Annotated in this window: 16 protein-coding genes; 9 read left to right on the top strand and 7 right to left on the bottom strand. The window is 70.6% G+C overall.

Going from position 1 to position 19,871, the window contains the following annotated elements; genetic code table 11:
• The first annotated feature begins 226 nt into the window (after window positions 1-226).
• The 4 genes from B0I32_RS01110 to B0I32_RS01125 are packed head-to-tail and all read left to right on the top strand — an operon-like array spanning window position 227 to window position 4,666.
• Window positions 227-1,342, top strand: coding sequence for a sugar ABC transporter substrate-binding protein (locus B0I32_RS01110; RefSeq protein WP_106234142.1), 1,116 nt, complete (start codon window positions 227-229; stop codon window positions 1,340-1,342).
• A 59-nt stretch (window positions 1,343-1,401) separates the two neighbouring features.
• Window positions 1,402-2,166, top strand: coding sequence for an ATP-binding cassette domain-containing protein (locus B0I32_RS01115; protein WP_106234144.1), 765 nt, complete (start codon window positions 1,402-1,404; stop codon window positions 2,164-2,166).
• Window positions 2,163-3,425: a sugar ABC transporter permease gene (locus tag B0I32_RS01120; protein WP_106234146.1), complete on the top strand. Its 1,263-nt coding sequence runs from the start codon at window positions 2,163-2,165 to the stop codon at window positions 3,423-3,425. The genes B0I32_RS01115 and B0I32_RS01120 overlap by 4 nt, the downstream gene beginning before the upstream one ends.
• A gap of 35 nt (window positions 3,426-3,460) precedes the next feature.
• On the top strand, window positions 3,461-4,666 hold the full coding sequence (locus B0I32_RS01125; protein WP_106234147.1) for an ROK family transcriptional regulator: 1,206 nt from the start codon (window positions 3,461-3,463) through the stop codon (window positions 4,664-4,666).
• 70 nt (window positions 4,667-4,736) lie between these two features.
• Here B0I32_RS01125 and B0I32_RS01130 read toward each other — a convergent pair whose 3' ends face one another.
• Genes B0I32_RS01130 through B0I32_RS01140 form a run of 3 tightly spaced genes read right to left on the bottom strand, consistent with a single transcriptional unit; the run spans window position 4,737 to window position 7,235 of the window.
• Window positions 4,737-5,486 (bottom strand): neutral zinc metallopeptidase, encoded by a 750-nt coding sequence (locus B0I32_RS01130; RefSeq protein WP_106234149.1) that lies wholly within the window; start codon window positions 5,484-5,486, stop codon window positions 4,737-4,739.
• A 25-nt stretch (window positions 5,487-5,511) separates the two neighbouring features.
• Entirely contained in the window at window positions 5,512-6,333 is an 822-nt protein-coding gene (locus tag B0I32_RS01135; RefSeq protein WP_106234151.1) for a neutral zinc metallopeptidase, read from the bottom strand.
• A gap of 56 nt (window positions 6,334-6,389) precedes the next feature.
• Complete coding sequence (locus B0I32_RS01140) at window positions 6,390-7,235, bottom strand: neutral zinc metallopeptidase (RefSeq protein ID WP_106234809.1); 846 nt, start codon at window positions 7,233-7,235, stop codon at window positions 6,390-6,392.
• A 177-nt stretch (window positions 7,236-7,412) separates the two neighbouring features.
• Between B0I32_RS01140 and dxs the strand changes: the two genes are divergently transcribed.
• Together dxs and B0I32_RS01150 are read left to right on the top strand one after the other, a co-directional pair.
• The gene (gene dxs / locus B0I32_RS01145) at window positions 7,413-9,335 is read left to right on the top strand and encodes a 1-deoxy-D-xylulose-5-phosphate synthase (protein ID WP_106234152.1); all 1,923 of its coding nucleotides are present in this window, start codon (window positions 7,413-7,415) and stop codon (window positions 9,333-9,335) included.
• Window positions 9,336-9,425: 90 nt separating this feature from the next.
• The gene (locus B0I32_RS01150; protein ID WP_106234154.1) at window positions 9,426-10,898 is read left to right on the top strand and encodes an amino acid permease; all 1,473 of its coding nucleotides are present in this window, start codon (window positions 9,426-9,428) and stop codon (window positions 10,896-10,898) included.
• Window positions 10,899-10,940: 42 nt separating this feature from the next.
• Here B0I32_RS01150 and B0I32_RS01155 read toward each other — a convergent pair whose 3' ends face one another.
• From B0I32_RS01155 to B0I32_RS01170, 4 genes are all read right to left on the bottom strand, one after another.
• The gene (locus tag B0I32_RS01155; RefSeq protein ID WP_181306892.1) at window positions 10,941-11,327 is read right to left on the bottom strand and encodes an SSI family serine proteinase inhibitor; all 387 of its coding nucleotides are present in this window, start codon (window positions 11,325-11,327) and stop codon (window positions 10,941-10,943) included.
• Window positions 11,328-11,424: 97 nt separating this feature from the next.
• Window positions 11,425-13,506 carry a 3-hydroxyacyl-CoA dehydrogenase NAD-binding domain-containing protein gene (locus tag B0I32_RS01160; RefSeq protein WP_106234811.1) on the bottom strand — a complete coding sequence of 694 codons (2,082 nt, stop codon included), beginning with the start codon at window positions 13,504-13,506 and terminating at the stop codon, window positions 11,425-11,427.
• Between the two features lie 26 nt (window positions 13,507-13,532).
• On the bottom strand, window positions 13,533-14,696 hold the full coding sequence (locus tag B0I32_RS01165; protein WP_219911632.1) for a thiolase family protein: 1,164 nt from the start codon (window positions 14,694-14,696) through the stop codon (window positions 13,533-13,535).
• 61 nt (window positions 14,697-14,757) lie between these two features.
• Window positions 14,758-15,486: a hypothetical protein gene (locus B0I32_RS01170; RefSeq protein ID WP_146177996.1), complete on the bottom strand. Its 729-nt coding sequence runs from the start codon at window positions 15,484-15,486 to the stop codon at window positions 14,758-14,760.
• Window positions 15,487-15,694: 208 nt separating this feature from the next.
• On the opposite strand from B0I32_RS01170, the gene B0I32_RS01175 reads away from it, so the two are divergent.
• The 3 genes from B0I32_RS01175 (at window position 15,695) to B0I32_RS01185 (ending at window position 19,812) form a co-directional block, all read left to right on the top strand.
• The gene (locus B0I32_RS01175; RefSeq protein ID WP_245955450.1) at window positions 15,695-17,203 is read left to right on the top strand and encodes an LCP family protein; all 1,509 of its coding nucleotides are present in this window, start codon (window positions 15,695-15,697) and stop codon (window positions 17,201-17,203) included.
• A gap of 234 nt (window positions 17,204-17,437) precedes the next feature.
• Window positions 17,438-18,637 (top strand): hypothetical protein, encoded by a 1,200-nt coding sequence (locus tag B0I32_RS58680; protein ID WP_219911584.1) that lies wholly within the window; start codon window positions 17,438-17,440, stop codon window positions 18,635-18,637.
• Window positions 18,638-18,819: 182 nt separating this feature from the next.
• Window positions 18,820-19,812, top strand: a complete 993-nt coding sequence (locus B0I32_RS01185) for a LacI family DNA-binding transcriptional regulator (RefSeq protein WP_106234163.1) — start codon at window positions 18,820-18,822, stop codon at window positions 19,810-19,812.
• Window positions 19,813-19,871 lie beyond the last annotated feature (59 nt).

A 19,871-nucleotide genomic window follows, 5' to 3' on the forward strand; every position in this document is an offset into this window, starting at 1 on the left:
GAGGGTGACGACCGCGGGCGGCGCCGTCGTACCGTATCGCCGCCGCCAGGGCGGGTCGCCCCCGGAGGTTGCCGGGAAGCGTCGGCCGGATTGAGGTGACGTTTCTGGATTGTTACCGGAAACAACAAACTAGCCGCCTTGACCCCCTTCCCATGCGCTCGATCCCGGAATACGTTGCCGCAAACAACATTCATCCGGGCCCCTCCGGAAGAAAGGACCCTGCACCATGCGCAAGGGGATCCTCAGCATGACCGCCGCGGCAGCCGCGCTCGCACTAGGTCTCACCGCCTGCGGGGGCGACGGCGGACAGACCACTACGTCGACCTCGTCCGCCCCGGCCTCCTCGGCCGCCAAGGCGGGCAAGGTCGGTGTCATCCTGCCGGACAGCAAGTCCTCGGCCCGGTGGGAGACGGCTGACCGCAAGTACCTCGAAGAGGCGTTCAAGGCCGCGGGTGTCGAGTACGACATCCAGAACGCGCAGAACGACAAGACCGCGTTCCAGACCATCGCCGACCAGATGATCACCAACGGCGCCACCGTCCTGATGATCGTTAACCTGGACAGCGGCACCGGCAAGACGGTGATCGAGAAGGCCAAGTCGCAGGGCGTGCCCACCATCGACTACGACCGCCTGACGCTCGGTGGCGGCGCCGCCTACTACGTCAGCTTCGACAACACCAAGGTCGGCACGCTCCAGGGCGAAGGCCTGAGCAAGTGCCTGACCGACAAGAAGGCCGACAAGCCCATCGTCGCCTACCTGAACGGGTCGCCGACGGACAACAACGCCACCCTGTTCAAGGAGGGCTACGACGGCGTGCTGAAGCCGAAGTTCGACTCCGGCGACTACGTCAAGGGCCCCGAGCAGTCGGTGCCCGACTGGGACAACACCCAGGCCGGCACGCTCTTCGAGCAGATGCTGACCGAGCAGCCGAAGATCGCCGGTGTCCTGGCCGCCAACGACGGCCTCGGCAACGCCGCCATCACGGTGCTGAAGAAGAACAACCTCAACGGCAAGGTCCCGGTCACGGGGCAGGACGCCACCGTCCAGGGTCTGCAGAACATCCTGGCCGGCGACCAGTGCATGACCGTCTACAAGGCGGTCAAGAAGGAGGCCGACGCCGCCGCCAAGCTCGCGGTGGCACTGGCCAAGGGTGAGAAGCCCACGGCCAGCGGCAGCGTCAAGGACCCGGAGACGAACCAGGACGTGCCCGCCGAGCTGATGGAGCCGCAGGCCATCTACGCCGACAACGTCAAGGACGTGGTGGCCGACGGTTACGTCACCAAGGAGGAACTCTGCAAGGGTGACTTCGCCGAGAAGTGCACCGAGGCAGGCATTCAATAACACCCAGGGGTACGGCCCGCGCCACGAGCGCGGCGCCGTACCCCCGTTTAGGGAGCCACATGAACCCCCTCCTCGAAGTGCGCGGGCTCGACAAGAGCTTCGGTCCGGTGAAGGTCCTGCACGACGTCGCGTTCGCCGCCTACCCCGGCCAGGTCACCGCCCTCGTCGGTGACAACGGCGCGGGAAAGTCCACCCTGGTCAAGTGCATCGGCGGGATCTACCCGATCGACGGGGGCCAGGTCCTCTTCGACGGCGCCGAGGTCCACGTGCACAGCCCCCGCGACGCGGGCGAGCTGGGCATCGAGATCGTCTACCAGGACCTCGCCCTCTGCGACAACCTCGACATCGTCCAGAACATGTTCCTCGGCAGGGAGCGCAAGAACGGTCTCCTGCTGGACGAGGACAGCATGGAGGAACTGGCCGAGAAGACTTTGAGCGGCCTGTCCGTCCGGACGGTGAAGTCGATCAGGCAGCAGGTCTCCAGTCTGTCCGGAGGCCAGCGCCAGACCGTGGCCATCGCCAAGGCCGTGCTGTGGAACAGCAAGGTCGTCATCCTGGACGAGCCCACCGCGGCGCTGGGCGTGGCCCAGACCGCGCAGGTGCTGGAACTGGTGCGCAGGCTGGCCGACACCGGCCTGGCCGTCGTGCTCATCTCGCACAACATGAACGACGTGTTCGCCGTCTCCGACCGCATCGCGGCCCTCTACCTCGGCAGGATGGCCGCCCAGGTCAAGACCTCCGACGTGACGCACGCCCAGGTCGTCGAACTGATCACCTCAGGCCGCAGCGGCGAACTGGGCCTCAAGAACGGGGTCACCCCATGAACAAGGTCAAAGAACTGCCGGGGGAGGCCATCGTCACGGCGGCGGAGGCCCCCTCGATCAGGAACAGCTTCCTCGCCTACATCCAGCGGGTGCGCGGCGGCGACATGGGAGCGCTGCCGGCCGTGCTCGGCCTGGTCGTGCTCTGCGCGGTCTTCGCCGCCGCCCGTCCCTCCTTCGTCACGGCGATCAACTTCGCCAACCTGTTCACGCAGGGCGCCGCCGTCACGCTCATCGCCATGGGCCTGGTGTTCGTGCTGCTGCTCGGCGAGATCGACCTGTCCGCGGGCTTCGCCAGCGGCGTCTGCGCGGCGGTGCTCGCCGTCACCCTGGCGAGCGCGGGCCTGCCCTGGTACGTCTGCGTCGCGGCGGCCATCCTCACCGGCGTGCTCATCGGCACCGTGCTGGGCTCGCTGGTCGCCAAGGTCGGCATCCCGTCGTTCGTGGTCACCCTGGCCGCCTTCCTCGCCTTCCAGGGCCTGGTCCTGGTGCTGGTGGACGAGGGCACGAACATCTCCGTCCGCGACGAGGTGATCGTCGCCATCGCCAACAAGAACCTGCCGCCCTGGCTCGGCTGGGCCGTCTACGCGGCCTGCGTGGCGATCTTCGCCGGCGTACAGCTCAGGCGGGCCAGGAAGCGGGCCAGCCGCGGCCTGGTCGCCGACCCGCTGTCGCTGATCGCCTTCCGCGTCGGCATGCTGGCGCTCTTCGCCGGCCTCGCGGTGGCCGCGCTCAACCTCGAACGCAGCCGCAACGCGGCGATCGTCTCGCTCACCGGCGTGCCCATCGTGGTGCCGATCATCCTGGTGCTGCTGGTCGTGTGGACACTGGTGCTGCGCCGCACCGGGTTCGGCCGGCACCTGTACGCGGTCGGCGGCAACACCGAGGCGGCCAGGCGAGCCGGCATCCCGGTCGACCGGATCAAGATCAGCGCGTTCGTGATCTGCTCCTCGATGGCCGCGATCGGCGGCATCGTGGCCGCCTCCAGGGCCAGCTCCGTCGACCCGAACACGGGCGGCAGCTCCGTCCTGCTGTACGCGGTCGGCGCGGCGGTCATCGGCGGCACCAGCCTGTTCGGCGGTAAGGGCAGGGTGCTCGACGCCGTGCTCGGCGGCGCCGTGGTGGCGGTGATCGAGAACGGGATGGGCCTGATGGGCTACGGTGCCAGCGTGAAGTACCTGGTCACCGGGTCTGTACTGCTGCTCGCGGCGGGAGTCGACGCCCTCGCGCGCAAGCGGGCGGCTGCCGCTGGTCTAAGGTGATCAGCGACTCACAGCCCCTGAAGGAACCCCAGACCATGCGTGCCGGCCCCTCCCAAGAGGACATCAGACGCCACAACCTCGGCGCGCTGCTTCGCCACGTCCATCTGGGCGGGCCGATCTCGCGCGCCGAGCTGACCGCGAAGATGGGGCTCAACCGCAGCACGATCATGGCCCTGACCTCCGACCTCACCGCCGCGGGGCTGGTGCGGGAGGAGCTGCCGCGAGAGACGGGCCGGGCCGGCCGGCCCTCGCTCGTGGTACGCCCCGAGTCGGCCAAGGTGTACGTGTTCGCCTTCGACGTGGGCCCCGACCGGCTGGCCGTGGCCCGCGTGGGGCTGGGCGGGGTGATCCTCGACCGCAAGGAGTGCGTACGCGACCGCGACCGGTTCGAACTGGACGAGCTGACCGGCACACTGTCCGGGTTCGCCCGGCAGATGCGGCGCAAGACCAGAGAGGACACGGTCTGCGTCGGCGCGGCGGCGGCGGTCTCCGGCGGCGTGCGCAAGGGCGACGGCGTGATCAAGTTCGGGCCCAACCTGATGGCCGACGAGGTGCCGTTCGGTGACGAACTGGCCCGCAGGCTCGGCCTCGGCCTGCCCGTCAGCGTCGGCAACGACGCCAACCTGGCCGCGCTCGCCGAGCACAGCCGCGGCGTCGGGGCGGCCGTCAGAGACCTCATCTTCCTGCACGGCGACGTCGGCATCGGCGGCGGCATCATCGCGGGCGGCCACCTGCTCGGCGGCCACGACGGCTACGGCGGCGAGATCGGCCACATGGTCGTCAACCCCGGCGGGCGCGCCTGCGGCTGCGGCTCGCACGGATGCCTCGAAGCCGAGGTGGGGGAGCGGGCGCTGCTGGAGTCGGCCGGCCGGGTGGCGGCCGGGCAGCACGGCCGCGACGCGGTGCGCACCGTGGTGGCGGCGGCCGACCGGGGCGACATCGTGGCCCAGGAGGCGCTCAGCCGGGTCGGCGACTGGCTCGGGCTCGGCGTGGCTAACCTGGTGAACATCTTCAATCCGGAGATCGTGGTCTTCGGCGGCATTCTGCGTGACATCTATCTCGGGTCCGCCGCGCAGGTGCGTACCCAGCTCGCCCTGCACGCGATGGCGCCGCAGCGCGAGCGGCTGCGGCTGCGCACCTCGGCGCTGGGCGACGCGGCCACCCTGGTGGGGGCCGCCGAACTGGCCTTCGCCCACGTCCTGGCCGACCCCTTAGAGGTCCTGGCCCGCGTGACCGCCTGACCCGCGAGAACGCCCCTCGCCTGACTTGCGGTGAAATGCCCGGATCGGGCGGACGCCGGGCCGCGCGGGTTCAGGTGACCTTGTGCTTGCCGGCCGTCCAGGTGTTGCAGAACCCGGCGGTCCCGCCCCGATAACCCCGGTCCTGCCAGGACGCCAAATTGCGCGGTTTGCCGTGGACGTCGCTCTCGTCCGCCGAGCGCACCGCCGCCAGCCAGTCCTTCCAGCCGATGTCCGGCCCGATCGACTTGAGCGCGGCGCTGTAGAAGACCCCGGCGAAGCACTCGGCCTGCATCTCCAGCCGGTGGCTGAGCAGCCTGCGCGCGCTCTTCGAGGCGGGCGCGTACAGGGCGGCCTGCGCGTTCAGCACCCCGATGAGCTGCTGCACGTGATGTCCCCACTCGTGCGCGACGGAGTGCGCCAGGTTCATCCGGAACGGATCCCGCAGGTCGCCCTTCGTGATCCGGACCACGATCGTGCGCTGCTCGGGACAGTACTGCGCCCCGCTGCCGGCGATCGCCCCGCAGACCGAGTCGCCGCCCGTGGTGATCGTGACCTCGGGCGAGCTGTACGCCAGCCCGGCGGCGGCGAACCTGCCCGCCCAGAAGCGGTCGGCGCAGCGCGCCATCGCCCGGTGGAAGGCCCGGAGCGAGGCCGTGCTGCCCGGGCGGATCTCGGGGACCGCGCACTTCTGCGCCACCACCGCCCCGCCCGCCGAGCCCAGCAGCCCGCCCTGGCCGATCCTCGACGCGGCCTGCGCGGGCGCGGGCAGCAGCAGTCCCGCGACCACGCACGCGGCCGGCGCTACGAGGAAGACGCGCATGATCGCGGATCCCGGTGAAGGAGACTCAGGACACCTGGGACTTAGGCGCCTTGAAGGTGTTGCAGCCGCCGGCCGACTCGGTGTCGTATCCCCGCTTGAGCCAGGCGCCGATGTTCTTGGCGCTGCCGTGCGTCTGCTGGGCCTGGTCCTCGCCCTTGATGCCGAGCAGGGACAGGACGGATCCGCTGCCGCCGCTGCCGGTGATGTAGGTGAAGTCCGTCTCCTTGCGGCCGAGCGAGTGCCACACGCTGCCGATGAACGTGCCCGCCAGGCACTCCGCCTGCAGTTCGAGCCGGCGCGACTCGTCCAGCACCCGCGCGATGTTCTTCCTCTTGTACGGCGTCAGCGCCCCGAACATTCCGGTGAGCCGCTGGATGTGGTGACCGTACTCGTGGGCCAGCACGGCCATCAGCATGAGGTCGTTCGGCTCCTGCACCACGGCCGAGTTGACCAGGTAGGTGATCCGCTTGTTCTTCGAGCAGTAGACCGCCTGCGCGGCGGCGGGGAACTTGTCGCCGCATCCCGTCGGAGCGCCCGGCTTGGTGATCAGCCGCAGGGTCGGCTTGCTGAAGGTGAAGCCCGCGCGCTCGACCACGGGCTTCCAGGCGGCGTCGAGGCAGTCGAGCACGCCCTCCAGATAGACCCTGACCTCGTCCACGTCGGCGCTCTGGACGTCCTGCTCGTCGCACGTGTCGTAGCCGAGCTTGCCCGTCTTGTAGATCGGGTTCTTCGCCAGAGCCGCCTTGAAGGCGGGGGCCGAGGAGGAGGAGGTGGCGGCGTGGGCGGTGCCGGCGAGCAGCACGCTCGCCAGGGCACCCGCCAGCAGCGCCGTTAAGGGGATACGCATGAGACGGAACCCTAGTGAAAGAAGGAGTTCCAGGTAAAGACGATCAAAGGGCGCCGTCAGGTGACATTTCGGGGATTGGCCGCCCAGGTGTTGCACGAGCCGGGGGTGCCCCGGTTGAACCCGCGCGTCATCCACGCCGCCTGCGTCGGTCCTCTGCCGTGGTCGTTCTGCGGCCAGCCCTTGGCCCCGTTCTTCCTGAACCAGCCCACGGTGTAGGCCCAGTCGGCGTCGGTGACGAGCGGGGTGCCGCGCATCGTGCTCATGAAGACCGCGGAGAAGCACTCGGCCTGCAGTTCGGAGTTGCGCGAGAGCTGGAGGCGCTTGGCCTTGCCGGCGACCGACCGCGCGGACCAGTAGTAGGTCCAGATGCCGGAGACCTGTTGCACGTGGTGGCCGTACTCGTGCGCGATCAGGCGCGTGATGCCGAGCGGGAACGGGTTGCGCAGCTGGGACTTGCTGATCATCAGGTACATGGTGCGGTCGGTGGAGCAGTAGACGCCGTCGGCGCCGGTGTTCCACGCGCCGCAGGGCGTCTTGATCTTCCTGGTGATGATGCGCAGCCGCGGCTTGGCGAAGGGCATCTTCGCCTTGCGGAACTGCGCCGCCCACGCCTTGTTCAGGCAGGCGGTCACGCGGGTGAGGAAGCGCCGGTAGGCCACCATGCTCCCGGCGGGCAGCGCCCCGGGGGCGCAGTTCACGTCGGCGAGGCGTCCGGTCTTGTAGAGGGGATTGGCCGTCGCCCGGGACCGGCCGGCCGTTCCGGCCCCCTGTCTCCGGTCGGCGGCCGGCTTGGCGGGCGGTGAGGCGAGCTGCTGGCCCTCGTTGACGGGGTCCGCCGACGTCGTGGCCACGTCCGCCAGAACGAGCACCAGAGCCGCCGCTGCCAGGACGAGTGCCAGCATGGCGGCCACAAGTGTCGCGAGTCTGCTTTTGGGGACGGAGTTCATAGGTACCGAAAGACTAGGTCAAGATCGGACATATGTGGGTGGATTTGACTCGATGGAGTCAGTGAGGCATCCGCGAACTAGACTCTTGGGGATCGGCGCAAAAGAGCAGAGGGGGTCGGATCCGTGAGCGGGTTGCTGGGCTCGATCGAGGGACCGCAGGACGTCAGACGGCTCACTGTCGAGGAGCTACCGCGGCTCGCGGGGGAGATCCGTGATGTCCTCGTCGACGCCTGCGCCAGGTTCGGCGGTCACCTGGGCCCCAACCTCGGTGTGGTGGAGCTCACCATCGCCCTCCACCGCGTGTTCGACTCACCCCGCGACCCCATCATCTGGGACACCGGCCATCAGTCCTACGTGCATAAACTGCTGACCGGCAGGGCCGCCGGCTTCGAGGCGCTCAAGCAGGAGGGCGGCCTGTCCGGCTATCCCAGCCAGGCCGAGTCCGAGCACGACTTCGTGGAGAACTCCCACGCCTCGACCGCGCTGTCCTACGCCGACGGCCTGGCCAAGGCGTTCAAGCTGCACAGAGACCGTCAGGGCGACCGTCACGGCGACCCGGACACCTCCAGTGACCCCGGCCGCACGGCCGTCGCGGTGATCGGCGACGGCGCGCTGACCGGCGGCATGGCCTGGGAGGCGCTCAACAACATCGCCGCGATCAAGGACCTGCCGGTCGTGATCGTGGTCAACGACAACGGCCGCTCCTACTCGCCCACGATCGGCGGCCTGGCCTCCCACCTGTCCTCGCTGCGGGTCAACCGCCGCTACGAGGACGTCCTCGAATACGTCAAGGACAAGATCGGCAACGTTCCCGTCCTCTACGACGCCCTGCACGGCTTCAAGAAGGGCGTGAAGGACGTCCTGGCCCCGCAGGTGATGTTCGAGGACCTCGGCCTCAAATACGTCGGCCCCATCGACGGCCACGACGAGCAGGCCATGGAGGCGGCGCTGCGCCAGGCCCGCGACTTCCGCGGCCCCGTCATCGTGCACGCCCTCACCCAGAAGGGCCGCGGCTACACCCCGGCGGAGAACCACGACGAGGACCAGTTCCACTCGCCGGGCGCCTTCGACCGCGCCACCGGCGCGGAGAAGCCCAAGGGCCGCATCTGGACCAACGTCTTCAGCGAGGAGCTCGTCCGGCTCGGCAAGGAGCGCGACGACCTGGTCGCGATCACCGCCGCCATGCTGCACCCGACCGGGCTCAACGCCTTCGCCGAGGCCTACCCCGACCGCATCTACGACGTCGGCATCGCCGAGCAGCACGCGCTGACCAGCGCCGCCGGGCTCGCGCTCGGCGGGCTGCACCCGGTCGTCGCCGTCTACGCCACCTTCCTCAACCGCGCCTTCGACCAGCTCCTCATGGACGTCGCGCTGCACCGGCTGCCGGTCACGGTCGTGCTCGACCGGGCGGGCGTCACCGGCGACGACGGGGCCAGCCACAACGGCATGTGGGACCTGTCGATCCTCCAGGTCGTGCCCGGGCTGCGGGTCGCGGTGCCGCGCGACGGCGACCGCCTGACCGAGCTGCTGCGCGAGGCCGTCGAGGTCACCGACGGCCCCACCGTGCTGCGCTTCCCCAAGGGCCCGGTCGCCGAGCCGATCGAGGCGGTGGGCAAGCTGGGCGAGATGGACCTGCTCAGGGCCGCCGCGGCCGAGCCTGACGTGCTGCTGGTCGGCGTGGGCCCCATGGCGCAGGTCTGCATGGACGCCGCGGTCCTGCTCGACGCCCAGGGCATCTCGGCCACCGTGGTCGACCCGCGCTGGGTCAAGCCGCTCGACGAGGCGCTCGTCCTGGCCGCCGGCGCGCACAAGCTGGTCGCGGTCGCCGAGGACAACGGGCGCGTCGGCGGCGTGGGCGACGCCGTGGCCCGCCTGCTGCGCGACGCCGACGTCGACGTTCCCGTACGCACCTACGGCATTCCGCAGCAGTTCCTCGACCACGCCAAGCGGGCCGTGATCCTCGGCCGGGTCGGCCTGACCGGCCAGGACCTGGCCCGCCAGATCACCGAGGCGGTGGCCCGGCGCAGCTCCGCCGAGGAGCCCGTCCGCCGCTGACCACCGGCGCACCCCCACCACCCGAGGGTGATCCAAGTCCGTACCCGGTTACGGGCATGATCACCCTGGGTGTGGGAAATATCGCAGATCGTGGACATCTTTCGCACGAAGACTGTCGAGCAGTCGATCCGGGACACCGAAGCCCCCGAACACCAGCTGCGAAAGCGCCTGACCGCCACGGACCTCACGGTCTTCGGCATCGGCGTGATCGTCGGCACCGGGATCTTCGTGCTGACCGGACAGGTCGCCAAGGAGACGGCCGGGCCCGCCGTGGCCGTCTCGTTCGTCGTCGCCGGCATCGTGTGCGCACTCGCGGCCCTGTGCTACGCCGAGTTCGCCTCCACCATCCCGGTCGCCGGGTCCGCCTACACCTTCTCCTTCGCCACCCTGGGCGAGTTCCCCGCCTGGGTGATCGGCTGGGACCTGATCCTGGAGCTGGCGCTGGCCGCGGCCGTGGTGGCGGTCGGCTGGTCGGGTTACTTCGCCTCCCTGCTGTCGACGTTCGGGCTGAACCTGCCCCCCTCGATCGCCGGCGCGGATCCGGTCGTGAACGTCCCGGCGATCGCCATCGTGGCGCTCCTGACCGCGGTCCTGGTGGCCGGGATCAAGCTGTCCTCGCGGGTCAACCTGATCCTGGTGATCACCAAGGTCGCGGTGGTGCTGCTGGTCATCGTGGCCGGCCTGTTCTTCATCAAGAGCGCCAACTACACGCCGTTCATCCCCGAGGCGGTCCCCACCGCGCGGGTGGAGGGGCTGGAGGCGCCGCTCTTCCAGGTGCTGTTCGGCATCACGCCGGTGGCCTTCGGCGTGATCGGCATCTTCTCCGCCGCGGCGATCGTGTTCTTCGCCTTCATCGGCTTCGACATCGTGGCCACCGCCGCGGAGGAGACCGTCGATCCGCAGCGCGACGTGCCGCGCGGCATCATCGGCTCGCTGGTGATCTGCACGATCCTGTACGTCGCCGTCTCGCTCGTCGTCGTCGGCATGCAGCACTACACCCAGCTGAGCACCGACGCGCCCCTGTCGGGAGCCTTCACCGCGGTCGGGCAGCCCTGGCTGGCCTCGATCATCGGCGTGGGCGCCATCGCCGGCCTGACGACCGTGGTGCTGGTGCTGCTGATGGGCCAGACCCGGGTGCTGTTCGCGATGTGCCGCGACGGGCTGCTGCCGCGCCCCCTGGCCAAGGTGCACCCCCGGTTCGGCACCCCGGCCCGGCTCACGATGCTCATCGGGGTGGTGACGATGGCGCTGGCCGGCTTCGTGTCCTTTGGCGAGCTGGCCGAGCTGGTGAACATCGGCACGCTGTTCGCGTTCGTGGTGGTGTCGATCGGCGTGGTCGTCCTGCGCAGGACCAGGCCGGACCTGCCGCGGGCGTTCAAGACGCCGCTGGTGCCGGTGCTGCCGGCCCTGTCCGTGCTGGCCTGCCTCTACCTGATGCTCAACCTGCCGGTGCAGACCTGGCTGCGGTTCCTGATCTGGATGGTCATCGGCGTGGTGCTCTACTTCGGCTACGGCTACTGGCACAGCCGTACCGCGACGCCCTGGCAGCAGGCCCGCCACTGAGGTCCCTTCCAGCGGTCACAGGGGCGGGCCGTCAGCCGGTGCTCAGAGCGAGACGACCGCCCCGGTGGCCGCGCGGACCAGGCAGCCGTTGGCGAAGACCTTGGCCCACTGCACGCGCGAGCTGTACCAGCGGCCCACGACCACGACGGCGTGCGGTGCGAGCTCCTTGGTGCAGGCGGCGTTGGGGTGCACGTTGAGGTCGGCCGGCTTGCCGCCGACCCGCTCCAGCTGGCGGCAGGCCGCGCGGGCGTTGGGGTGGGTGCCGCCGGCGGGCGCGCAGTGGAGCCAGACGGTCTTCGTCACTCCGCTCTTGGCCGCGTCGACGATCTTGAGCTGCACCTTGGGGGGCGGGGCGACGGCCAGGGCGGGGGACGACGCGCCCGCCAGGAGGGTGCCGCAGAGCGCGAGGGTGCCTGCTGCTCTCATCATGGTTACTCTCCGTTCGTAGGACGGCACCATACGCTACGACGGAGTCGGGGCCGAGGTGAGGAGGCCCGCGTGCGAGCCTCCTCAAAGGCCCTTAAAATCAGGCCGGCAGCAAGGCCACGCCGGGCGCGAGGAAGCGCGGCTCGGCGACGCCGCTCCGGTCGAGGTACGGCGTGATCCCGCCCAGGTGGAACGGCCAGCCGGCGCCGAGGATCATGCACAGGTCGATGTCCTGGGCGGCGGCCACGACGCCCTCGTCCAGCATGACGCGGATCTCCCGGGCCAGCGCGGCGAGCACCCGCGCGCGCACCTCCTCGGCCGTGGACGGCGACGAGCCGCCCGCGAACAGCGCCACCGCCTCCGGGTCGAGGGTGAAGTCCGGCCGGTAGACGCCCGGCTTGCCCGAGGCGACCAGCTTGGCCATGTTCTCCGAGACGCCGAAGCGGTCGGGGAACGCCTCGTGCAGCGTCTCGGCCACGTGCAGGCCGACCGCGGGCCCGACGAGCTGCAGCAGCGCGAACGGCGTCATCGGCAGCCCGAGCCCGTCGAGCGCGTGCTCGGCCGTCTCCAGCGGGGTGCCCTCGTCCACGGCCGCGACGACCTCGCCCATGAAGCAGGTCAGCAGCCGGTTGACCACGAACGCCGGGGCGTCCTTGACCAGCACCGACGACTTCTTCAGCGCCTTGCCCACGGCGAACGCGGTGGCCAGCGTGGCGTCGTCCGTCGCCGCGCCCCTGATGATCTCCAGCAGCGGCATGACCGCGACCGGGTTGAAGAAGTGGAAGCCGACCAGCCGCTCCGGATGCTCCAGGCCCGCGCCCATCTCCGTCAGCGACAGCGAGGAGGTGTTGGTGGCCAGCACGCACTCCGCCGGCACGACGGCCTCGACCTCGGCGAACACCTGCTTCTTGACCGCCAGGTCCTCGAACACGGCCTCGATCACGAAGTCGGCGTCGGCGAAGGCGTCCTTGGTCAGCGAGCCGCTCACCAGCGACTTCAGCCGGTTGGCCTGGTCCTGCGAGACGCGCCCCTTGCCGAGCAGTTTGTCCACCTCGCCGTGCACGTAGCCGACGCCCTTGTCCAGCCTGGCCTGGTCGAGGTCGGTCAGAACGACCGGCACCTCCAGGCGGCGGGCGAACAGCAGCGCCATCTGCGAGGCCATGAGCCCCGCGCCGACCACGCCGACCTTGGTGACCTTGCGCGCCAGCGCGGCGTCCGGCGCCCCCGCGGGCCGCTTGGCCCGGCGCTGCACCAGGTCGAAGGAGTAGAGCCCGGCCCGCAGCTCGTCGCTCATGAGCAGGTCGGCCAGCGCCTCGTCCTCGGCGGCGAAGCCCTCGTCCCGGGTGGCGGTCTCGGCCAGGGCGATCAGGTCGAGCGCCCGGTACGGGGCGGGCGAGGCGCCGCGCAGCTTCATGTCCACCAGGAAGCGCGCGTCGCCGACGGCCTTGGCCCAGTCGTCGGCACGGGCCGGCCGCTCCACGGTGACCTCGCCCTTGACCACCCGGGCGGCCCAGCGCAGCGACTCCTCCAGGAAGTCGGCGGGCTCGAACATCGCGTCGGCGACGCCCAGCTTGTACGCGTCCGCGCCCTTGATCATGCGGTTCTGCGACAGCGGGTTCTCGATGATCAGCTTGATCGCGTTCGCCGGGCCGATCAGGCGGGGGAGCAGCTGCGTGCCGCCCCACCCCGGCACCAGGCCGAGGAAGCACTCCGGCAGCGCCACCGCGGGCACGCCCGCCGAGATCGTCCGGTATCTGCAGTGCAGCGCGATCTCCAGCCCGCCGCCCATGGCCGCGCCGTTGACGAACGCGAACGACGGGATCGCCAGCTCGCCCAGCCGCCGGAAGACGTGGTGGCCGAGCGCGCCGATGGCCAGCGCCTCCTCCCGCGTGGCCAGGCTCGCCGCGCCCTTGAGGTCGGCGCCCACGGCGAACACGAACGGCTTGCCGGTGACGCCCACCGCCGCGAGGTCGGTGCGCTGGGCGATCTCTGACAGCGCGCCGTTCAGCGCGAACAGCCCGTGCGGCCCGAACGTGCTCGGCTTGGTGTGGTCGAAGCCGTTGTCCAGCGTGATCAGCGCCATCGTGCCGGCCCCGTACGGCAGCCGTACGTCGCGCACGAGCGCCTTGGTGACGACCTCGTCGCTGTTGCGCTCGCTGAGCAGCGACCGCCAGGTGTCCATGTTGCCAGTGCTGCCGGTGCCGTTGCTCATGCCAGGTTCTCCCAGATCACGGTGCCGCCCATGCCCATGCCGACGCACATCGTGGTGATGCCGTAACGCACGTCGGGACGCTCGCCGAACTGCCGGGCGAGCTGCGTCATCAGCCGCACGCCCGAGGAGGCGAGCGGGTGGCCGTAGGCGATCGCGCCACCGTAGGCGTTCACGCGGGGATCGTCGTCGGCGATGCCGAAGTGCTCCAGGAACGCGAGCACCTGGACGGCGAACGCCTCGTTGATCTCGAACAGCCCGATGTCGGAGATGTCGAGATCGGCCAGCCGCAGCGCCCGCTCGGTGGACGGGATCGGGCCCACGCCCATCACCTCGGGGTCCACGCCGGCGAACGCGTACGACACCAGCCGCATCTTCGGCCCCAGCTCCAGTTCCTCCGCGACGTCCGCGGCGGCCACGACGCAGCCGGTGGCGCCGTCGTTGATGCCGGAGGAGTTGCCGGCCGTGACGTGGCCGTGTGGCCGGAACGGCGTCTTGAGCCCGCCCAGCGCCTCCATCGTGGTGCCCGGCCTCGGGGCCTCGTCCTCGACGGCCAGGCCCCAGCCGCGCTCCGCCGTCCTGATCGCGGTCGGCACCAGGTCGGGCTGGATCTTGTCGTCGGCGTACGCCTTGGCCGCCTTCTCCTGCGACAGCACCGCGTACGCGTCCGCGCGCTCCTTGGTGATGGTGGGGTAGCGGTCGTGCAGGTTCTCCGCCGTCATGCCCATGACCAGGGCGCTCGGGTCGACCAGCCGCTCCGACAGGAACCGCGGGTTGGGGTCGACGCCCTCGCCCATGGGATGGCGGCCCATGTGCTCGACGCCGCCGGCGACGGCGATGTCGTACGCGCCGAACGCGATGCCGCCCGCGACCGTGGTCACCGCGGTCATCGCGCCCGCGCACATGCGGTCGATCGCGTAGCCGGGCACCGTCTTGGGCAGCCCGGCCAGCACGGCCGCCGACCGCCCGATGGTCAGGCCCTGGTCGCCGATCTGGGTGGTCGCGGCGATGGCGACCTCGTCCACGCGCTCGGGGGGCAGGTTGGGGTTACGCCTGATGAGCTCGCGGATGACGCGGACGACCAGGTCGTCGGCGCGGGTCTCCGCGTACAGCCCCTTCGGCCCCGACCTGCCGAAAGGTGTGCGCACGCCGTCGACGAACACGACGTCACGAGAGGAAGGCACGGATTCGCTCCTCGTTGTTAGCAGGGGTTCCGTGCCTATGCTACTCGTCAGTAACTACTCCGCAGACGAGCGCGGCGGTGAGCAGCACGTAGACGACGCCGGTGGCCGGCTCCCAGAGATGGGCGCGGGCCCCGAGCAGGGCCACGACCGCCACGGCCGCGCCCGTCCAGAGCGCCGCGCCCTCCCGCGGGCGCGCGCCGCGACCGGGATCCCAGGGATCGCCAGGTGATCCACCCGAGCGCAGGGCGCGCGCCACGGTCCCCGCCACATCGCGTGCCCACCACAGCAGGAACAACACCCCCGCGGCCACGCTGACCACCGACAGGACCTCGACGGCCCAGGCCAGGGCGTCGGCGAAGGAATACCAGGCGGCCTCGCGGAAGAAGCGCGGGACGGTCCAGCCGAGCAGCAGCGTCACCGTCCAGCCGGCGGCCAGGGCCAGCCGGGTCAGCGGGCGGGCCGGGCCGGAGCGGGTGAGGGCGTACAGTTCCCGCTCGCGCCGCCGCACCATGCGGGCGCGCGCGCCCCAAACGTACTGGGTGATCGCCAGCGCGGGCACGGCGACGGCGAAGACGCCGAGGGACAGCACGGCCAGCGGCAGCGCCTGCTCCCTGGTCGTGGCCCTGTCGGCGAGCAACTGCGCGGTGGCCAGCAGCGAGATCGAGGCGATCAGCGCCACGAGCGCGCCGCGCCGGGCGGCTCTGGCGCCGTCGCGCAGCCCCGCCATCTCCTCGGCGCCGGGGGGAGAAGCCATCTCGGTCAACAGCATGAACGTCATGATGACGGCACCGTGCGTCATGACGCCCCGCATTCGCGTGGTTTGGATGGAGCCCTCGATGGAGGTGACGCATGAGTACCCAGGACGCCAGGTCTGCTTCATCATGGAGGGGCGAAGTAGGCGCGAGATGCAGGGACTTGTCCTCCTGAGGTCCTGTTTGTGACTATGCTTCGCGATCATGGTGCGAGGGGTGAACCGCATGAGGGAGCAGCAGGACGAGGCGGTTCTTGGCCGCAGGGTCGCTCCACCCCCACCTCCGCCGGACCAGAGAGGACGCCGTTCCGAGCCCCGGCGCAACCCGCTGACGCCGCTCGGCTGGGTGGCCGTGGGGCTGACCTTCGTGCTCGTGGCCTCGGTGCTCGGCGGTTACGGCTACTACCGCTACCTCGAAAGCATGATCCACCGCGACCGCATCGAGGTCGGCCCCAGCCGGCCGCCGGACACCGGCGCGCTCAACGTCCTGCTCGTGGGCTCCGACTCCCGCGACGGCAACAACCAGAAGTACGGCGCCACGACCGTGGGCGCGGGGGAGCGCACGGACACGATCATGCTCCTGCACATCGCCCCCAACCGCGACAGCGCCACGATGATCAGCTTCCCGCGCGACTCCATGGTGCTGATCCCCTCGTGCAAGGCCAGGAACGGCACCGCACTCGCCCCCGGCATCCGCCAGATCAACTCCGCCTTCAACGACGGCGGCATCAACTGCACGATCAGGACCCTCGAATCCCTCACCAACATCAAGATCAACCACTTCGTGAAGGTGGACTTCACCGGCTTCAAGGGCATCATCGACGCCATCGGCGGCATCGAGATCTGCCTGCCCAAGGCGGTCAACGACCCGAAGTCCAAGCTCGTGCTCAGCGCCGGCAAGCACCGGGTGAAGGGCGAGCAGGCGCTGGGCTACGTACGCACCCGGTACGCCCTGGGCGACGGCAGCGACCTGAGCCGGATCACCCGCCAGCAGATCTTCCTCACCCAGGTGCTGAAGGAGGTCACCAGCGGCGGCCTGCTCACCGACCCGGCCAAGCTGAACGACTTCCTCCAGGCCGGTATCAAGGCCGTCACCGTGGACGAGGGCCTGTCGCTCGACCGGATGCTGGAGATCGCCAACAGCGTCAAGGGCCTGACCGCCAAGGAGCTCAAGGGCATCACGGTGCCGATCGAGGAGTACCCGCAGAACAAGGCCCGGGTGCAGTTCTCCGAGCCGGCGGCGAGCAACTTCTTCGAGAGCGTGCGCAACGACGTCGAGGTCACCGCCGCCCCCACCCCGGGCAAGCCGTCCACGCCGAAGATCGAGAACAAGCAGGTGCGCCTCCAGGTGCTCAACGCCACCGGCGAGGAGGGCAAGGCGCTCCAGGTGGCCGACGAGCTGGCCGCCCAGGGGTTCGTGGTCACGCAGGTGGGCAACGCCGCCCTCACTCCCACCACCGCCGTCCGGTACGCCAAGAAGGACGCCGAACAGGGCCCCGCCTACGGTGACGCGGTGGCCGCGCGGCTGTCGAAGGACAAGCGCACGCCCGTCGCGGGCAAGGTCAGGCCGCTGACGGCGCAGCCGTACCAGGGGAAGGTGAAGGCCGCGGCGCCCGGCGGGCCGATCATCCAGCTCGTCATCGGCAAGGACTGGCCCGGTGTGCGGGTCGTCTCGGCGATCCCCGACTCGCTCAAGGACAAGGTCGTCGACAGCACCACAAACCCCTGCAAGTGACCCCGTACTGACGCGCCGGGTGAAGGGGCTACCTACCCGTACCGGCGTGACGGGAAACGTGACTGGGGCGAATGTTACGGAGAGTAATTTGAGCGAAACAAGTGAAATATCCCGACAAGTAGTGGTAGGAAGGGGCGCGGTCTGATTTCGAACTAGAGAGGTTCCACCGTGGCGCGCGACGAGAACGACAGGCCATACGAGGATGGGCAGGGTAGGCCGTTAAACCCGGAGTTGATGACGGGTGACGTGCTGTCCCCCCGGTGGAGCACCGAGGACACCGACGAGCAGCCCGCCATCCAGGTGGTCGGCAACGAGACCTACATCCTGCCTCTTGACAAGGGTCCGCAACGGATCGACGGGCCGCGTGACGTGCTCGACGACCCCCCGCCGCGGGGATTGCTCGCCCCTGACCCGCACGACGTGCTCGGCGGGCCGCATGACGTGCTGGACGGACCGGGTGGTTCCCGCGACGCGCTGGGAGGCGCGAGCGGTCCGCATGACGTGCTAGGTGCGTCCGGAGGCTACGACCTCGGCGGCCCGAGCGGCGCCCACGACTTCGGCGGGCCCAGCGGCGCGCACGACTTCGGCGGACCGAGTGGCGCGCACGACTTCGGCGGACCGAGTGGCGGGCACGACTTCGGCGGGCCCAGCGGGCCGCACGACCTGGACGACGAGCACAGCGGGCCGCACCGGGTGGACAGCGACAACCCGTACCTCCCGCTGGACCGCGGCTACGACGGCGACCGCGACGACGACGCCGACGACCGCCCCAAGCGCGGCTTCCTCGGCTCGGGCTGGACCGACGACGCCGACGGCAAGGACTCCTACGGCGGGCGCGCGAAGGGCGAAGGCGAGGTGCGCCGCCGCACACGGGTGCTGCTGGTGGCGGCCGTCGCGGTCGTCATCGTCGGCGTGGGCGCCGGCTGGATGCTCACCGGAACGTCCTCCGACGACCCGTGCGCGGGCGCCCAGTGCGCCAGCGCGGGCGAGGTGAACACCCCGTCCGAGTCGGCGCTCCCCGAGGAGGAGCCGATCGAGGACGAGACCGAGGAGCCCGTCGACGAAGAGCCCGTGGACACGGCCACCGACGAGCCGGACCAGCCCAGGGCCTCGGTGCCGGCGACGCCGCAGCAGCGGGTCCGTCAGCCCGCGACGCGGGAGCCCTCGGCGCGCCCGACGACCACCCGCGAGCCGAAGCCGACCACGAAGGCCACGAGCAAGCCCACCCGTGAGCCGCAGGGTCAGATGAACGAGACCGACGACCGGGGCAACGGCCGGGGCGACGGGACCGAGACCGAGACCTCGGACAAGCAGTCGGACAACGACAGCCAGACGCCGACCGAGACGGACTCCGGGACGACCCAGGCGCCCGTGCCGCAGCCGACGCAGGAGGAGCGCAAGGGGCTGCTCGACATCCTGTTCCCCTGGGCCTGACCTGATGACGTGAGGCCGGCCGCGTCCCGCACGGGCGCGGCCGGCCGCATTCTTTCCCGGGCCCCGTACGACAGGATGTCTCCTCGGGGTGCGGCATTCTGTCGTACGGGGGCCGGAGCGTGGCAGGATGCGGATCCAGGTGCCGGTCTGGCAGACTTGGAAACCGCTTTCCGGGAGGTCTCGTGGTCACGCTGGAAGACGTCGCCAAGCAGGCGGGCGTCTCGCTCGCGACCGCCTCGCGGGTGCTCAACGGCAGCACCCGCCAGGTGGGCGCGGCTCTGCGGGCGCGCGTCGAGCAGGCCGCGGACGAACTCGGCTACCGGGCCAACATCGCCGCCCAGACGCTGGCCCGCGGGGCGAGCAACGTCATCGGCATCGTCGTCCACGACCTGACCGACCCCTACTTCGCGGCCCTGGCCGACGGCGCCATGCGGGCGGCGGCCACCGAAGGGCTGCTGGTCATGGTGGGCACGACGCATCGAGACCCCGAGCAGGAGATCGCCTACGTGGCGACGCTGCACGCCCAGCGCGTGCGCGCGGTCCTGCTGGTCGGCTCGCGCGTCGCCGATCCCGCCGTCACCGGGCGGCTGCGCGACGAACTCGCCCGCTATCAGGCGGGCGGCGGCCGGGCGGCCTGCGTCGGCCAGGACCTGCTCGGCGTCGACACCGTCGCCCCCGCCAACCGGCAGGGCGCGGCCGAGCTGGCCAGGGCGCTGGCGGGGCTGGGCCACACGAAGTTCGCGGTGCTGGCCGGGCCGCCGCACCTGGTGACGGCGGCCGACCGGTGCGCCGGCTTCGCGGGCGCGCTCGGCGAGCTGGGGCTGCCCGCCCCGCAGGTGATCCACGGGCCCTTCGACCGCGACGGCGGATACGCGGCGGCGCAGCAGGTCGGGGACGCGACCTGCGTGTTCGCGGTCAACGACGTGATGGCCGTGGGGGCGCTGGCGGCCTGCCGCGAGCGCGGGATCAGGGTGCCGGAGGACGTCTCGGTGGCGGGGTTCGACGACATCGTCACTCTCCGTGATCATGTACCGGCGCTGACCACCGTACGGCTGCCGCTGAAGGACATGGGCGCGCGGGCACTGGTGCTGGCGCTGAACGAGGACGACCCGGTCGTGGTCGAGCAGGTCGCCGGCGAGGTCGTCCTGCGGGAGAGCGTCCGGAGGATGACCTGAGCCCGGCGATCATCGTGTGGTCGCCGGGTGGCGTGCTGGCGCGAGCCGGTATGAAGGCG

Source organism: Nonomuraea fuscirosea, assembly GCF_003001935.1.
Classification (GTDB): Bacteria; Actinomycetota; Actinomycetes; order Streptosporangiales; family Streptosporangiaceae; genus Nonomuraea; species Nonomuraea fuscirosea.

Coding starts and splice junctions, on each gene's coding strand:
- B0I32_RS01110 (WP_106234142.1), top strand. CDS start 227: ATGCGCAAGGGGATCCTCAGCATGACCGCCGCGGCAGCCGCGCTCGCA.
- B0I32_RS01115 (WP_106234144.1), top strand. CDS start 1,402: ATGAACCCCCTCCTCGAAGTGCGCGGGCTCGACAAGAGCTTCGGTCCG.
- B0I32_RS01120 (WP_106234146.1), top strand. CDS start 2,163: ATGAACAAGGTCAAAGAACTGCCGGGGGAGGCCATCGTCACGGCGGCG.
- B0I32_RS01125 (WP_106234147.1), top strand. CDS start 3,461: ATGCGTGCCGGCCCCTCCCAAGAGGACATCAGACGCCACAACCTCGGC.
- B0I32_RS01130 (WP_106234149.1), bottom strand. CDS start 5,486: ATGCGCGTCTTCCTCGTAGCGCCGGCCGCGTGCGTGGTCGCGGGACTG.
- B0I32_RS01135 (WP_106234151.1), bottom strand. CDS start 6,333: ATGCGTATCCCCTTAACGGCGCTGCTGGCGGGTGCCCTGGCGAGCGTG.
- B0I32_RS01140 (WP_106234809.1), bottom strand. CDS start 7,235: ATGCTGGCACTCGTCCTGGCAGCGGCGGCTCTGGTGCTCGTTCTGGCG.
- B0I32_RS01155 (WP_181306892.1), bottom strand. CDS start 11,327: ATGATGAGAGCAGCAGGCACCCTCGCGCTCTGCGGCACCCTCCTGGCG.
- B0I32_RS01160 (WP_106234811.1), bottom strand. CDS start 13,506: ATGGACACCTGGCGGTCGCTGCTCAGCGAGCGCAACAGCGACGAGGTC.
- B0I32_RS01170 (WP_146177996.1), bottom strand. CDS start 15,486: ATGCTGTTGACCGAGATGGCTTCTCCCCCCGGCGCCGAGGAGATGGCG.
- B0I32_RS01175 (WP_245955450.1), top strand. CDS start 15,695: ATGAGGGAGCAGCAGGACGAGGCGGTTCTTGGCCGCAGGGTCGCTCCA.
- B0I32_RS58680 (WP_219911584.1), top strand. CDS start 17,438: ATGACGGGTGACGTGCTGTCCCCCCGGTGGAGCACCGAGGACACCGAC.